Annotated in this window: 12 protein-coding genes; 6 read left to right on the top strand and 6 right to left on the bottom strand. The window is 43.6% G+C overall.

Annotated elements, in window-relative coordinates:
- Positions 1 to 8 precede the first annotated feature (8 nt).
- From R7F64_RS06040 to R7F64_RS06060, 5 genes are all read left to right on the top strand, one after another.
- Positions 9 to 1,061 (top strand): formate dehydrogenase subunit gamma, encoded by a 1,053-nt coding sequence (locus R7F64_RS06040; protein WP_005377534.1) that lies wholly within the window; start codon positions 9 to 11, stop codon positions 1,059 to 1,061.
- Positions 1,045 to 1,461 carry a membrane protein gene (locus R7F64_RS06045; protein WP_005377532.1) on the top strand — a complete coding sequence of 139 codons (417 nt, stop codon included), beginning with the start codon at positions 1,045 to 1,047 and terminating at the stop codon, positions 1,459 to 1,461. Before R7F64_RS06040 ends, R7F64_RS06045 begins: the two co-directional genes overlap by 17 nt.
- Positions 1,462 to 1,884: 423 nt before the next feature.
- Complete coding sequence (locus R7F64_RS06050) at positions 1,885 to 6,270, top strand: RHS repeat-associated core domain-containing protein (RefSeq protein WP_318071531.1); 4,386 nt, start codon at positions 1,885 to 1,887, stop codon at positions 6,268 to 6,270.
- Positions 6,263 to 7,162 (top strand): immunity 49 family protein, encoded by a 900-nt coding sequence (locus R7F64_RS06055; protein WP_005377528.1) that lies wholly within the window; start codon positions 6,263 to 6,265, stop codon positions 7,160 to 7,162. The genes R7F64_RS06050 and R7F64_RS06055 overlap by 8 nt, the downstream gene beginning before the upstream one ends.
- A gap of 322 nt (positions 7,163 to 7,484) precedes the next feature.
- Entirely contained in the window at positions 7,485 to 8,705 is a 1,221-nt protein-coding gene (locus R7F64_RS06060) for an ammonium transporter (protein ID WP_017634904.1), read from the top strand.
- A 32-nt stretch (positions 8,706 to 8,737) separates the two neighbouring features.
- Here R7F64_RS06060 and R7F64_RS06065 read toward each other — a convergent pair whose 3' ends face one another.
- Entirely contained in the window at positions 8,738 to 8,911 is a 174-nt protein-coding gene (locus tag R7F64_RS06065; RefSeq protein WP_005377524.1) for a hypothetical protein, read from the bottom strand.
- A gap of 118 nt (positions 8,912 to 9,029) precedes the next feature.
- Here R7F64_RS06065 and cobB point away from each other — a divergent pair, with 118 nt between their 5' ends.
- Positions 9,030 to 9,761: a Sir2 family NAD+-dependent deacetylase gene (gene cobB, locus R7F64_RS06070; protein WP_005377522.1), complete on the top strand. Its 732-nt coding sequence runs from the start codon at positions 9,030 to 9,032 to the stop codon at positions 9,759 to 9,761.
- Between the two features lie 88 nt (positions 9,762 to 9,849).
- On the opposite strand, the gene R7F64_RS06075 is transcribed toward cobB, so the two are convergent.
- The 5 genes from R7F64_RS06075 to potA all read right to left on the bottom strand — a co-directional run bounded on the left by R7F64_RS06075 (position 9,850) and on the right by potA (position 14,997).
- Positions 9,850 to 10,887, bottom strand: coding sequence for an extracellular solute-binding protein (locus tag R7F64_RS06075; protein WP_005377521.1), 1,038 nt, complete (start codon positions 10,885 to 10,887; stop codon positions 9,850 to 9,852).
- Positions 10,888 to 11,136: 249 nt separating this feature from the next.
- On the bottom strand, positions 11,137 to 12,168 hold the full coding sequence (locus tag R7F64_RS06080; protein WP_054579293.1) for an extracellular solute-binding protein: 1,032 nt from the start codon (positions 12,166 to 12,168) through the stop codon (positions 11,137 to 11,139).
- A 102-nt stretch (positions 12,169 to 12,270) separates the two neighbouring features.
- Positions 12,271 to 13,041, bottom strand: a complete 771-nt coding sequence (gene potC / locus R7F64_RS06085) for a spermidine/putrescine ABC transporter permease PotC (RefSeq protein WP_005389180.1) — start codon at positions 13,039 to 13,041, stop codon at positions 12,271 to 12,273.
- Positions 13,041 to 13,901 carry a spermidine/putrescine ABC transporter permease PotB gene (gene potB, locus R7F64_RS06090; RefSeq protein WP_005377512.1) on the bottom strand — a complete coding sequence of 287 codons (861 nt, stop codon included), beginning with the start codon at positions 13,899 to 13,901 and terminating at the stop codon, positions 13,041 to 13,043. The genes potC and potB overlap by 1 nt, the downstream gene beginning before the upstream one ends.
- Entirely contained in the window at positions 13,882 to 14,997 is a 1,116-nt protein-coding gene (gene potA / locus R7F64_RS06095) for a spermidine/putrescine ABC transporter ATP-binding protein PotA (protein ID WP_017634901.1), read from the bottom strand. Before potA ends, potB begins: the two co-directional genes overlap by 20 nt.
- Positions 14,998 to 14,999 lie beyond the last annotated feature (2 nt).

Here is a 14,999-nt window from a genome sequence, read left to right on the forward strand (position 1 = left end):
AGAGGCACATGTTAAACACGCTTAAACGTGCATCTCTAGCAATGCTGTCAATGATGACGGCATTGCTGCTGACTTTCGCAATGCCTGCTTCAGCAGAGGAACAATCTTCTAAAGTTATTCAACAGGAGATCACGCAACTCGCCGGGGCAGACTATTGGCGCGAAGTCAGAGAGGGGCAAGAAGGCTACACCACGTCTCAATCGCCAGAACATGGCGTATTGATCAGTAAACCTGGTGAGACTTGGTACATTCTAAAAGAGAAATGGATGTCTCCAGCGGGTGCTGTCGCGATTTTCGGCAGTATTGCAATGGTAATCATGGCTTACGTATTCGTTGGTCCTTTGATGCTTAGCAAGCCGCGTACTGGTAAAAAAATGAAGCGTTGGTCTCGTTTAGACCGCGCGCTTCACTGGAGTATGGCGTTTACATTCTTAACGCTGGCATTCAGTGGTTTGATGCTGGTTTACGGTAAGCACTTCTTAAAACCGTACGTTCCTACTGAGTTCTGGGGCTTTATCGTCATGTTGGCGAAGCAGTACCACAATTACATGGGACCATTGTTCTTCATTTTACTGATGCTCGTGCTCTTTAAATGGTGGCGCAAGTCGATTCCAAACATGACTGATGTTCGTTGGTTCATGAAAATGGGCGGTATGGTTGGTAAACACAAAGGCACACATCCGTCTGCTGGTTTCTCAAACGGTGGCGAGAAGGCAATCTATTGGTTGTTGATCTTCTTTGGTGCTATCGCGGCAGTGAGTGGCTTAGTTCTGGACTTTCCTATCTTTGGCCAAACTCGCCGTGACATGGAGCTTTCTAACTTAGTTCATGCGATTTCGGCACTGATTCTAATCTGTGGCTTTATCTTCCACATCTATATTGGTCTATTCGGTATGGAAGGTGCGTTAGAAGGCATGGTGACTGGTGAAGTTGACGAGACATGGGCGAAAGAACACCACGATCTTTGGTATGAGGAAGTGAAGTCCAAAGAAGCAATGGGCGAAACAGATACGGCACAAACGGAAGTAAAAGGAGCGAAAGCGAATGAACAAACCTCATAACGGGATTTGGGTTGCGTACATCCTGAGCTGTCTGACCCCGTTTACGTTTCTGATCTCAGGCGTTATCGCAATTATCTATGCGGGTTACCGATTAGATAAGGGAGAAGACAGCGACGTAGTGATTTCTCATTACTACGGTTTAATTCGCACCTTCTTTCTCTACCTGACGTTTTTTGTTGTGTTGATCGTCACCGTCGCGACTTCTAACGGTGTACTCGTTGGCGTGAGTGATTATTGGTTGCATAGTACTTTGCTTGAAACCATCGCTTACTTTATTCCTTGGGTAGGGATGGTGTTTGCTGCATTAGCCATCTTGGTGTGGTTTATGCGAATGTTTCAAGGGATGCAGCAACTGCTCAATAACCAACCACACAGACCATCGACAGGTCCAAACCTTTAATCAGTATTCTTTAAGCAAAACCGCCGTAATAGGCGGTTTTTTTGTTGCTGTTTTGTCTCAAATATGAAGCGTTGAGTCGCAGTGGTGATACTTGATGCAACTTATTGAGTGAATTTACGTAACTGGGCAGAAAATCATAGTTAAGTAAGAAACATGTAAAAAAATCGCGTCACGATGAGACATTAGTCTCACTCACGCTATTGTTCATTTACTCAGGATTCATCGTCCCGTTAAAGTACGCTGCGCTCAGAAATTCAAAGAGTTGCATACGTGAAAATTGCCATCAATACATTCAGTCTACGCATACAGAGGAATCTCTATCGGAGGATGTTTGATTAAGGCATCTTGCTCTCACAAATAAAAAGAGCGAAACGAGCATTAAATGATGCGGCAAGGTAAGAAAAGGACAAACACGTTACGGCTATGATCCCTCAATTCGTCATTCCTATCACGAATCGCTTTGGCGAAAGTTATCACTTCTCTGGTCAGTTACTTACTAGCGGCGAACCTAAAACATTCGTGACCAAACAAGAGGCAATAGAGTTTCTTGAGAGCTTTGGTGAGCTTGACCTTCGCTCTGTCGAGGACTTGTTCTATGCGATTGGTCAATTCAAGCCAAACATACCTGACGGTGAGCTTACTTCCCAACACTATAATTCAACGTTTGCCAATGCTTTGGTGAACGGTGATTTGCATGTCGCTCGAATTGTACCTACCGGCGAAAACTACGCACTCTCGTCAGCGGTTACGCCTCCACCGACTCAAAATACCGTCAATGCAAAACCATCGAAGGGAAAGGGGAAGTCGAATAAAAAGAGTGGCAGAAGTGCCGCATCCGCCAAGCCTCAGCAACAAAGCAGCGAAAAACATGAGAAAGCCGGTGATCCTGTATCACTTGTGACGGGTGAAGAAATTCTCGAACTCTATGATATCGAGCTACAACAAGGTACTACTTGGCAGCGTACTTACCGCTCTTCGCAGTCGGATGTAAATCATGGAATGGGCTTTGGTTGGCGACATGCATTTCAGTTTGAATTACGCGAAAAGACGGACGAGAAAGACAATGTTATCGCTTGGGAGTTTGTTGACGATAAGGCCGATATCACAGAATTTGAGCCAGTAGATATTGGAGCAACAAGTTATCAAATATACGCTGGTGCGAGCTGTTACTTCCTGAGCTCAACAACTCGGATTGTAACGCTCGCTAATGGGCATCAATATCGGTTTGAGCAAAAAGATGATCGCTGGCTTGTTAAACAAGTTAGAAATGGCACGTTTTCAACGTTTCAATTGCAGTATTCTCGAAACCATCGATTGATCGAGATCGCATATAACAAGCGTCCGGTTCTTGAATGTCAATATGATAAGCAAGGACGCCTTGTAGAACTGCTTAATGCAAAGTCCCAAAAAGTTCTGACAACTTATACCTATGATGAGCACGATGATTTGGTCAGTGCAACTAATCATTTGGGCTTGAAGGAACAGTATCAATACCGCGGCCATTTAATTGTTAAGCGTGTACGACCAACTGGCTTTACTCATTATTTTGAATGGGATGGCGAAGGTGCTAACGCGAACTGTATCAGGAACGTTGGGGACGCAGGAATTTATGACTATCGCTTCCATTATCAGGGAAATCATTCTTCTTATTCTGACTCGTTAGATCATCAATGGTCTTTCTTGCATGACGAGCAGGGTAATTTACTCGAGAAAATAAGCCCCACAGGTAAAACTTGGCGATGGCAATATGATGAATTAGGACGAAAAGCACAAGCTATCTATCCTGATCAGTCAACGGTCAATTATCAATATAATCAGCATGGTCAATTAGTCTCTAAGTTTCATTCCTCTGGAAAAGAAATTCAATATGGTTATGACGGCTTAGGTAAGTTAGTTAAAACGGTTTCACCTGATGGGGATATCGAGAAGGCTTACTACAATAGCCTCGGTCAAAGAGTTTGGGATACCGATCAGTTCGGCTGTGTCACGGAATATGATTACGATAAACACGGTCAAGTCGTCAAAAAAGAGTCTGAAGATGGTAAGAAAAGTCAATGGTGGTGGGATGAACAACAAAGACTTATCGCGAATGAAATAGACGGTACATTACTTCGTTACAGCTACAACGAAGAAGATCTGGTGAATGGCGTTGCTTATCCCGATGGGTGTATTGCTCAACTCGCTTATGATCAATTTGGCAGGCGTACATCAGTTCGTTATTTTAACGACGAAGACAAAGTCGGTTATAGCGAAGAATATTCTTACGATGAGCACAGCCGTGTTGCTCAGATTCGAACGCCAGCAGGCATTGCCTCGTATCAATGGGGATCACTCGCGCAACAAGAAGCAGTCATCTTTCCCGATGGCAGCCATATTTCTTACGAATACGATCAACAACGTAACCTGACTAAATTAGTTCGGAGTGACGGCTTAGAGTTCGAATTCCTGTATGACGATGAAGGCCAGCTGTCAGGAACTATCGGGTTTGATAATCTACAAAGCCAATTTGATTATGACGATATGGGGCGGATCCATCGTAAGCAAGTCGCCGATAGGACGGTGCTGTACCGCTATGACGCTGCGGGTTATCTCAAGCACGTCAAAGCAGGAAATGCTAGCGGTATTGTAGAGCACCACTTTAATTATACGCTTGGTGGGCGACTTACGTTCGCCTCCAATCGCCATCAAACATTGCAATACCAATACTCTTCATTCGGGCATTTAACAAAGCGCATTCAAGGTCAGTTTGAGATAGCGCAGGAGTTTAACAGAGTTGGCCAACGCGTATCTCAGGTACTGCCAGATAATACGGAGCTGAACTTCTCTTATGATCGATATGGGCGTTTTTCAGCGATTCGGTTTGGAAACCTAGATTTACCTCAAATCAAATTTCATTACGATGAAATGGGACGAGTTTCCCAAATTGAAACGGCACATTTTAATGAGCGCATCATTTATGATGGTGTTGGTCGTTTGGTTGAACAACATTGGCCAGATAGAGAGAAAAAGTACGTTTACAATGCGCAAAACCGTATTTCATCAATCATTGATAATACGGCAGGAGCAACGCACTATCAGTACGATGCCTTAGGGCAACTGAAACGAGTCAATGCTTCCGGAGAAGTGACTAAGTTTGAATACGATAGTTTTGGCAATCCTACTTTGCCATCTTCAGAGGTATTCGCTGATCGTATTGAAGTACACGATGGTGTCCGGTTCAAATATGACGCGCAAGGAAACCAGACAAAACGTGAGGGGCAAGGACATGTTCAGACTCGCGTATTTGATGCGTTAAATCAGCTCATTGAAGTTCACACCGACGATGGCATCAGTCAATATGAATATGATGCATTAGGGCGCAGGACGAAGAAAATTACACAACAAGGCGTTACGGAGTTCTTGTGGGAAGGGGAACGTTTAATTGGTGAACGCTCTTCATGCGCTTTCCGCTGGTACCTATATCAACCAGAAACCTACACGCCAGTGGCACTGCTAGAAAATGACGTTATTTATTGGTACCAGTGCGATCAAGTTGGTAAACCAGAGCGACTGATCGATTGCGAGGGGAATGTTGTATGGAGTGCCAGCTACGATGCTCATGGCTTTGCTCATGTACATATTGAAAAAGTAGTAAATCCACTGCGTTTTCAAGGGCAGTACTTCGATCAAGAAACCGACTTACACTACAACCTCGCTCGGTATTACGATCCTAAGCTAGGACGCTTTATCCAACAAGATCCGATATCTATTGCTGGTGGCATTAACCATTACCAATATGCAGTCAATCCTATCCAGTGGATTGATCCAACAGGTTTCCTTTGTGAAGAAGGGTTAAAACGCTTGGGTCAAATGTTGGCAGCGTATCAGGCGCAAAGCGATGTCCCCCAAGAGGTTTGCGATCAGATTTTAGAGGCAGCAAAAGAATCATCCGTCGGAGAAGATGGCGTTCGCTCGCAAGTCAAAATCCGAAAACCCAAAGGTAAAAATCATATTCGATATGAATACGATTTAGACCATATTGATTGCGAGAAAAATGAAATTACTTTTTATCGTCATATCAATCATTCAGATGGCAGCAGGCACGAAGTTCAGTATGTTGTTGGGATTGAGGAATTTGTAAATGCGCATGTTTTTGACTCAGAGAAAGTTGGCGGGGAAGAAGGTTGCACGATCTTTACTGAAGATCTTGTGCTGAATAAAGCAGAGTATAAAGAAAACTCTGAACTCAATACGAGTGATTATGAGCTAACAGAAAGAAACAAAGAAAAAATTGACGAATGCTTAAAAGAGCGTCAAGAGGCAATCGACGCTCGAGCTGGCGAAGAGGGATATAACGCTCAAATTGGTAATATTAACCAACAGTCTGCAAAAATAGGTGAGTTGGCCGCGGATGACTTTGTCCGGAGTAAACGTCCTAATGCTAAGCTGCTTCATCCCAAAGATATTGGAACCTCAATTTCGAAGCCGGGCGACTTTGATATGGTTTACGAGGTGGAAGAGCCGCCACCAGGTGAAATTATAATTGTTGAGGCTAAAGGAGGGAGCAGCCCGCTGGGCAGCCGCAAGATTGGAAATATGGCATATCAGCAAGGGACAACTGAATATGCGACAGAAATAGTATCTTTGATGGACAGTAAGAAATATGGGACTACAGAAAAGGCAGCTGCTAATAGCATTAACTCTGCTATTCAAGATGGTATACCAATACGTTATGTACATACGCAAGCAGAAATATCTTCTAGTGGTAAGGTTTCCAAGTTCATAGCAAAAGAGTTTGATATAGATATAGGAGAGTTCAGAAATGGTTGATAACTCAAAGGTAAAAAAGGTTGAACGAGTAGCTCATGTTGAACTAAGTGATTTTGAAAGAGAAGCTTATCGAGAAGAGATAAAAGAGAGCTTAGACAAAAGGAAAAGGCGCATATCTATAAAACGAGAAAACTTGGTTTACTTGAGCGATGGTATTTCTTATCAGCTCCGTTTGTATACATGGTTACCTCCATTAGATGATGATGAGAGAATCGGCACGCTATGCCTATATGAATCATCATTGATGCGTGCTTTTTACCATCAACTTGCCATCAAACCAAGCGAGCCTCAAAGCATTAAATTACCTGATTATCCAGAAGTGACCTGGAAAGGTGAAGGTATTTTGAAAACTGGATGCTTACACCCTAATCGATGGTTAGATGCCTATTTTACCTCTGTCATCGTCCGTGACAAAGCTAGCATGGATGTGTTGGCGAACTTTCCGATTTCTTTGATGAGACAGAGCTCTACTAAAGCGGGTGAATTGTCTTACATGTTAGTAGATGTCATCCAGTCGTTTCATAATCGCACATCGGACTATCCTGATAAACTCGTCGCAGCAATGGACGCAGCGGTAGCCCAAGGGGATAACTGGGCGTTGGAAATTGCGATGGGGATCCTAGAAACCTTCGCAGCGCTCACTACTAACATTGGTTATGATTTTGAGGAAGTGCTCGTTAAAAACCTACAGTTTCAAGAGAAATATCATCTTCGAGAATTAGGACCCGACAGGATAGGCATCCGAACTTTTGTTAACTTCCCTCTTCTTGGCATGGCATGTATGTGGTATGACAAAGGTAACCGTTTATCTGTTGAAACTGGTTGGCTCCCTCCCTATCTTGTCGAAGGACGTTGGCTAGAAGAAGTAAAAGCCGGGAAGATCTCTCGATAAGCTCCTTTAGTTAGCAATTCAGTATATAAGCCACCTCTCATGAGGTGGCTTTTACGTTTTGTTGAGCTATATGGTGCGCATTATGTTGGTGCACTAAAACCATATTGGTGCATTTATTAGCGTGTTAAGCACCATTTCAAGAATGCCTAATTTTATTAAAGTTCATACAAAACAATAAATTAAAGTGTAAGTGTTAGAAATGTAAATTATGGAATGAGAATTGCTCTGTTAGACGCTCTATAAATTAAGTTCACCAAATTGGTGATGAGCCTAACTTTGATGCACAGGATAAGTGCGCTACAGATCAACGGAGACAATCATAATGAGTGTAACTGCCAATCAGGTACACGGCGCTGTACAAACTCTCACGCAAAGTTCCGACACACTTTTCTTACTACTTGGCGCAATCATGGTTTTTTTGATGCATGCTGGTTTTGCTTTTCTTGAAGTAGGAACCGTGCGCCAAAAGAACCAAGTTAATGCTTTAGTTAAAATCTTGGCCGATTTCGGTATATCCGCCATCGCGTATTTTTTCATTGGATACTGGGTCGCTTATGGCGGCACCTTCTTCGCTGATGCAGAGACGTTATCTCAAGGCAATGGTTACGAGTTAGTGAAGTTCTTTTTCTTGCTGACCTTCGCTGCAGCGATTCCCGCTATTGTTTCAGGTGGTATCGCAGAACGAGCTCGTTTTTATCCGATTTTAATCGCAACATTTTTCACTGTCGGTATTGTATACCCACTATTTGAGGGAATGATCTGGAACGGAAACTTTGGTGTTCAAGCTTGGTTTGAAAATACCTTTGGTTATGGCTTCCACGATTTTGCAGGTTCAGTCGTTGTGCATGGTGTTGGCGGCTGGATAGCGCTTGTTGCCGTCGTGTTTTTGGGCATGAGAAAAGGCAGAGTTCGAGCAGGAAAGCACACCAACTTTGCACCTTCGAATATTCCGTTTTTGGCTTTGGGAGCTTGGGTCTTATGTGTGGGGTGGTTTGGCTTCAACGTCATGTCAGCTCAAACTGTGTCAGGCATAAGTGGCTTGGTGGCTATGAACTCATTGATGGCAATGGTCGGGGGCATTGTCGCGTCACTGTTGGCTGGTAAGAATGACCCTGGCTTTATTCATAACGGCCCACTAGCTGGCTTGGTTGCTGTATGTGCGGGCTCAGACTTAATGCATCCTATCGGTGCTTTAGTGACAGGTGCGATTGCTGGCGTGCTATTTGTTTATCTTTTTACCCACCTACAAAACAAAACCAAGATTGATGATGTGCTAGGTGTCTGGCCTTTACACGGTGTATGTGGCGCTTGGGGTGGTATTGCCGCTGGGATTTTTGGTCAAAGCGCATTGGGTGGGCTAGGTGGCGTGAGCATTATCGTTCAGCTTCTAGGAACGCTTTTGGGCCTTTCCATCGCAGCGCTTGGTGCACTTGTAGTCTACGGTGCGATTAATACCAGTATGGGACTGAGGCTTTCAGAAGAAGACGAATTCAATGGCGCTGACCTAGCCATTCATAAAATATCTTCGACCAACGAGGATTGAGGCCAATATGGGAGCGGCATAAAGCCGCTCTTTTAGCAATTGTCTTTCTTGGCTTGGCCCGGAGGACAGAAATTACCATTACCTCGATGGTCATCATCATTGGTGCTGACTCTTACCTTTACATCATCGACTTCGCCTTCAACATTGGTAAGTTGACAGCCTGCCAAAGTCAGAAGCAATGTAAACGTTAGAGATACTTGTCTCATTGCTGTTCCTCTTAAATTGTAATTCTAATAGTGACCATTACGACTATGGTCTAATCCATATTACTACTGTTGCTATTCTTTCAGTGTTAAGCTAATGAAAAAACAGCAAGGATGAGTTATGAATTTCCCTTATAGAAATATTGTAGTACTTACTGGTGCAGGTATCTCGGCCGAATCTGGTATTCAAACATTTCGTGCGCAAGATGGCCTATGGGAGAATCACCGTATCGAAGATGTAGCAACGCCTGAAGGGTTTGCTCGCGATCCGGACCTTGTTCAAGATTTTTACAACCAACGCCGCAAGAAACTTCAAGATAATGCGATAAAGCCTAATGCAGCGCATGAAGCATTAGGTCGTTTAGAGGCTGAGTTAGAAGGTAAAGTGACGGTCATCACTCAAAATATAGACAACCTTCACGAAAGAGGCGGCAGTCAGAATGTGATTCACATGCATGGTGAGTTGCTCAAGGCGCGCTGTAGTGAATCTAACCAAGTAGTAGAGCACAATGAGGACATTAAGACAGGCGAACTTTGTCACTGTTGTCAGATCCCTTCACAAATGCGACCACATATTGTTTGGTTTGGTGAAATGCCACTGCGAATGGGTGATATCTACGCGTCATTAGAAGAAGCAGATTTGTTTATTTCTATTGGGACTTCTGGCGTTGTGTATCCCGCAGCAGGTTTTGTTCATGATGCAAAAATGCACGGCGCACATACCATTGAAATTAACCTAGAACCTAGTGCGGTAGAAAGTGAATTTGAGGAAAAACGCTACGGAAAAGCAAGCGTTGAGGTTCCAAAATTAGTTGACGAGATACTGGCTCTAGAAGGAAAAGAAAGAGCGTAATAACTTCAACAGGAAGAGTTTTTGTCTTGTCATTAAGAACAAAAAAGCGGCTCATGAGCCGCTTTTTCATATCTTTAAAACTAACGAATTAGTTGTTCACTTTTAGCTTTTGGAAGTACTCATCGTACATTACGCTCGCTTCGCCAACTTCATCTTGCCAAGTACCGCTGTCCATCACTTCTTGTGGTGGGAAGATGCTTGGATCATTAGCAAATTCTTTCGGTAGCAGATCGTGTGCCGTTTTAACTGGCGTAGGATAACCAATCTCAAGTGCAATCTTAGCTGCGTTCTCAGGACGTAGTAGGAAATCGATCATCTTATGAGCTGCGTCAACGTTCTTCGCACCAGCTGGAATTGCTAGGCTGTCCATCCAGAAGATAGTGCCTTTTTCTGGCCAGATGATGTCGATGTTCGCACCTTCTTGACGAGCCATGTATGCAGAACCGTTCCAAAGCATGCCTAGTGAAACTTCACCCGCAAGGTAAGGGTTTGCAGGAAAGTCTGAGTTAAATACTAATACGTTTGGCATTAGCTTTTTCAGTTCTTCGTAAGCGGCTTTGATTTCTTCTGGGTTAGTCGTGTTTGGTGAGTAACCAAGCTTAGTCAATGCAATGTGGAATACTTCGCGAGAATCATCCATCAGCATTAGTTGACCTTCCCACTTACTATCCCAAAAATCATCCCATTTAGAAACCGATGACTTGTCTAGCATGTCAGCATTGATACCAATACCGGTCGCACCCCAAATGTATGGGATAGAGTAGTTGTTGTTCGGATCGAACGGTTTGTTTAGGAAGTTAGTATCAAGATCGGCAAAATGAGATAATTTCTCTTTGTCGATCTGTTGTAGCATGCCTTCTTTACGCATTTTAGAGACGAAATAGGTAGACGGTACTACCAAGTCGTAACCAGAACCTTGAGTTTTTAGTTTTGCGTACATACTCTCGTTAGATTCGTATGTAGAGTAAATAACTTTGATTCCGGTTTCTTTTGTAAAGTCTTCAAGAACTTCGTTTGGAATGTATTCCGACCAGTTGTAGAAATACAGTTCTTGATCAGCAGCCATTGCAGGGGTAGCGATGAGCGTCGCTGCACATAGAGCGCTTGCGTAGAATTTACTTTTCATTTGTTTTCCGTTTTGTTTCGCGATTGGACAAGTCAATACTAGCTGGAGTTATCAAGTTGAGCCAAATCGCAGTAAGCACAAATATGTTCATTTAGCTTGAATATCGTTGTCTCCTTGTTATGAGACGATAAATCTATGATACCAAGACAAATAAACCTAGCAACGCGCGATTATATCAGCCTAAGACAAAAATAGGCAGCGTATTGCTGCCTATTTTCCTATGGTTGATGACTTGTTACACAAGCTAGATTATTGTCCCGCTTTCAGCTTTAGGAAGTAATCTTCGTATTTAACGGTTAGATCACCAACCGCATCTTGCCATTCAACGCGGTCAAGGTCTTCTTGAGAAGGGAACAGCGGGGCAACGTCTTTAAACTTAGCATTCGATTCTTCCACCGCCGTTAGGTAGCCAGTATCACGAGAGATTTGCTCTGCGATTTCTGGGCGCAGTAGGAAGTCGATCATCTTGTGAGCGGCTTCTACGTTCTTCGCACCAGAGGAGATAGCGAAGTTATCAACCCAGCCGATACCGCCTTCTTTAGGAAAAACGAGTTTAAGGTTTAGGCCTTCACTTTGTGCCGCTGCGGCGCTACCGTTCCAAAGCATACCAACACCAACTTCGCCAGACATGTATGGTGCTCCTGGGTTGTCAGAGTTGAATACTAGAACGTTAGGCATTAGCTTTTGTAGCTCTGCGTACGCTTCGTCGATTTGTTTTGGATCCGTAGAGTTACCTGAGTAACCCAGCTTGCGTAGTGCAATGTGGAACACTTCACGAGTGTCGTCCATCAGCATTACTTGACCTTCAAGCTCTGGCTTCCATAGGTCAGCCCAGCTTTGGAAGTCGTTTGGATCGTACATGTCCGCGTTAACCGCTAGACCTGTAATCGCAACAACGTGTGGAATAGAGTAGTCGTTATTTGGATCGTAAGGCTTGTCTAGGTAGTTTTTATCTAGGTTGCCGAAGTTTTTCAGCTTAGTCTTATCGATCTTTTGTAGCATGCCTTCGTCACGCATCTTCGCTACGAAGTACGTTGAAGGTACTACTAGGTCATAACCTTGGTTATGAGTTTTTAGCTTTGCATACAAAGTTTCGTTCGACTCGTAAGTCGAGTAGATTACTTTGATGCCAGTTTCTTTAGTAAATTGCTCTAGGATATTACTGTTAATGTAAGGACCCCAGTTCATAAATACTAATTCTTTATCATCCGCTGCCGCTGTACCAGAGAACAGAGAAAGCGCACATGCACTACCAGCTAATAGAGTAGCCCATTTTTTCATTGACGTTAGCTCCAAACCAAACGTTGTCCAATTTTGGACGATAGATAGAAAAACAGAATGGCATGTAACCATTCTGTTTCGTGATGTTAACGGGTGCGGATTCTACTTCACTTTTTCTCTTGCTAGCAACTGAGAAATTACTACCAAGACCAAAGAAACAATCAACATCACCGTTGCTAGGGCGTTCACTTCCGGTGAAATGCCCACCTTAACCATGGAGTAAATCTTCAATGGCAAGATTTCGTATGTTGGACCCGTTACAAACGAACTGATGATCACATCGTCCAAAGACAGGGTAAAGCTCAATAACCAACCTGCGGCAACCGCTGGTTTAGCGAGAGGAAGGATGATCTGTTTCAAGATAACCCACTCGCTTGCACCAAGGTCTTTTGCTGCTTCCAACATTTTCACATCAAAGCCATTTAAGCGGCTGTATACAGTTACCACAACGAATGGTAGACAAAAGGTGATGTGAGCAATCAATAGTGTAAAGAAGCCAAGCTGTGCGCCCAATACCAGGAACAGAGCAAGTAATGAAATCGCCATTACAATATCTGGAGACATCATCACGACAAACAGCATGCCGTTTACCGCACCCTTACCTTTGAACGAGTAACGGAATAGGGCAACGGCCGTTAAGCTACCAATGATGGTTGCTGCTGTCGCTGAGAATACCGCTACGTTCAATGAATGCCATGCAGCTTGCATTAGGCTATCGTTGTTTACTAAGGTTTCGTACCATTTCGTGGTGAAACCACCCCATTTCATACCAAATTTGTTGGCATTAAATGAGTTAACAATTAAGACGATGATTGGCAGATACAAAAATGCATACACCAGCGCCATAAAGCTAAATCTAACTGTGCGTCCCATTAGTCTAGCTCCACTTTCTTATTCAATAGTTTGCCTGCTCTGTAGTAAGCGTAAAGCATCACAGCCATTGCGAAGGTGAGGGCGATACTGGTCGCAGCACCAAATGGCCAGTCACGAGCGTTCAATACTTGGCTCTTAATAACGTTACCAATCAGTAGGTTCTTCGCACCACCAAGAAGGTCAGAGATGTAGAACATACCTAGTGCTGGTAGCAGAACCAACAAACAACCACCGATAATGCCAGGCATTGTAAGAGGTAGAATCACTTTCGTAATGGTTTGGAACTTGTTCGCACCAAGATCTTTCGCTGCCTCGATATAAGTGTTGTCCAACTTCTCGATTGCCGAGTAAAGCGGCAGAATCATAAATGGAAGCAGGATGTACACAAGACCAATCATTACTGCTGTTTCGGTGTACATAATACGTAATGGCTTATCGATGATTTCCATCGCCATTAATGATTTGTTCAAAATACCTTGTGTACCCAGAACAATCTTCAGGCCGTAAGTACGGATAAGAGAGTTTGTCCAAAAAGGTACGATAACTAAGAACAACATGAATGGGCGCCATTTCTCTGGCATTTTCGCTATGATGTAAGCAAATGGGTAACCAATTACTAAACACAACAACGTCGCCACAATCGCCATGTAGAACGAGTGCATCAGCACTTTCGCATACAAGGGATCGAGTAGACGTAAGTAGTTGTCGAAAGTAAATGTCATTTCGATTAAGTTTGCTTCATCACGCGTTAAGAAACTCGTACCGATAATCATCACATTTGGTACCAACACGAAAAGTGTTAACCAACCGACGATTAAGGTAATGATCGCGTTTTGAAGATTAATCTTCTTGCTTATCATTGAGGACTACCTCCCAGCTCTCAACCCAAGTGATAGCGACTTTCTGGCCAAGTGAGTGGTCCACATCAGGATCATCTTCGTTAAAGAATTCGCTAACCATTACACGCATGCCTGAATCCAATTGGATAACTGAATCAAGCGTCATACCTTTATAGGTACGCTCTGTTACGTGACCTACGATGCCTTTTTCTTCAGACTCTTTGATCTCTTCGATACGTAAGTCTTCTGGGCGAAGTAGTACTTGCAGTTTTTCACCTGCTTGCGCTTCCTGATCGTAGTAAACAACAGACTCGACACCTTCGATTTCTGCACGGATACGTTTCTCGTCGATACGCTCTAGCATTGTTGCGTTGAATACGTTGATCTCACCGATAAAGCGAGCAACAAATAGGTTCTTCGGCTCTTCGTAAATCTCACGTGGAGAGCCATCTTGTTCGATAACACCGTCGCGCATAACAATAATGCGGTCAGACATCGATAGGGCTTCTTCCTGATCGTGCGTAACGAAGATAAAGGTAATACCAAGTTGACGCTGAAGCTGTTTAAGCTCGATTTGCATTTGCTTACGCAGTTTGTAATCAAGTGCAGATAGAGATTCATCTAGCAGCAGTACTTTTGGTTTGTTAACAACCGCACGCGCAATGGCGATACGTTGTTGCTGACCACCAGAAAGCTGATGAGGCTTACGCTGTGCCATTTTTTCTAGGCGCACCATGCGTAGCGCTTCCATTACTCGTGGTTCAATGTCCGCAGTAGGCGTTTTCTGCATACGAAGACCAAAAGCGACATTCTCATATACGGTCATGTGTGGAAACAATGCGTAACTTTGAAATACCGTGTTGACGTGCCTTTGCTCTGCAGGAACCTGTGTTACATCCTGGTCATCCAAAATAATTTGACCGTTATCTGCCGTTTCAAAACCTGCAATCATGCGTAAAACTGTTGTCTTACCACAACCAGAAGGCCCGAGAATCGTCAGAAATTCACCATGATTAACATCCAGATTTAAATTACCGATGATTTCCTTACCATCGAAACTTTTACTAATACCAGATAAACGAATAACTGGCTTTCCTGCTTGCGGTTTTGCGTTCAACG

Origin of the sequence: Vibrio sp. Vb1980 (assembly GCF_033338615.1) — a bacterium.
Classification (GTDB): domain Bacteria; phylum Pseudomonadota; class Gammaproteobacteria; order Enterobacterales; family Vibrionaceae; genus Vibrio; species Vibrio alginolyticus.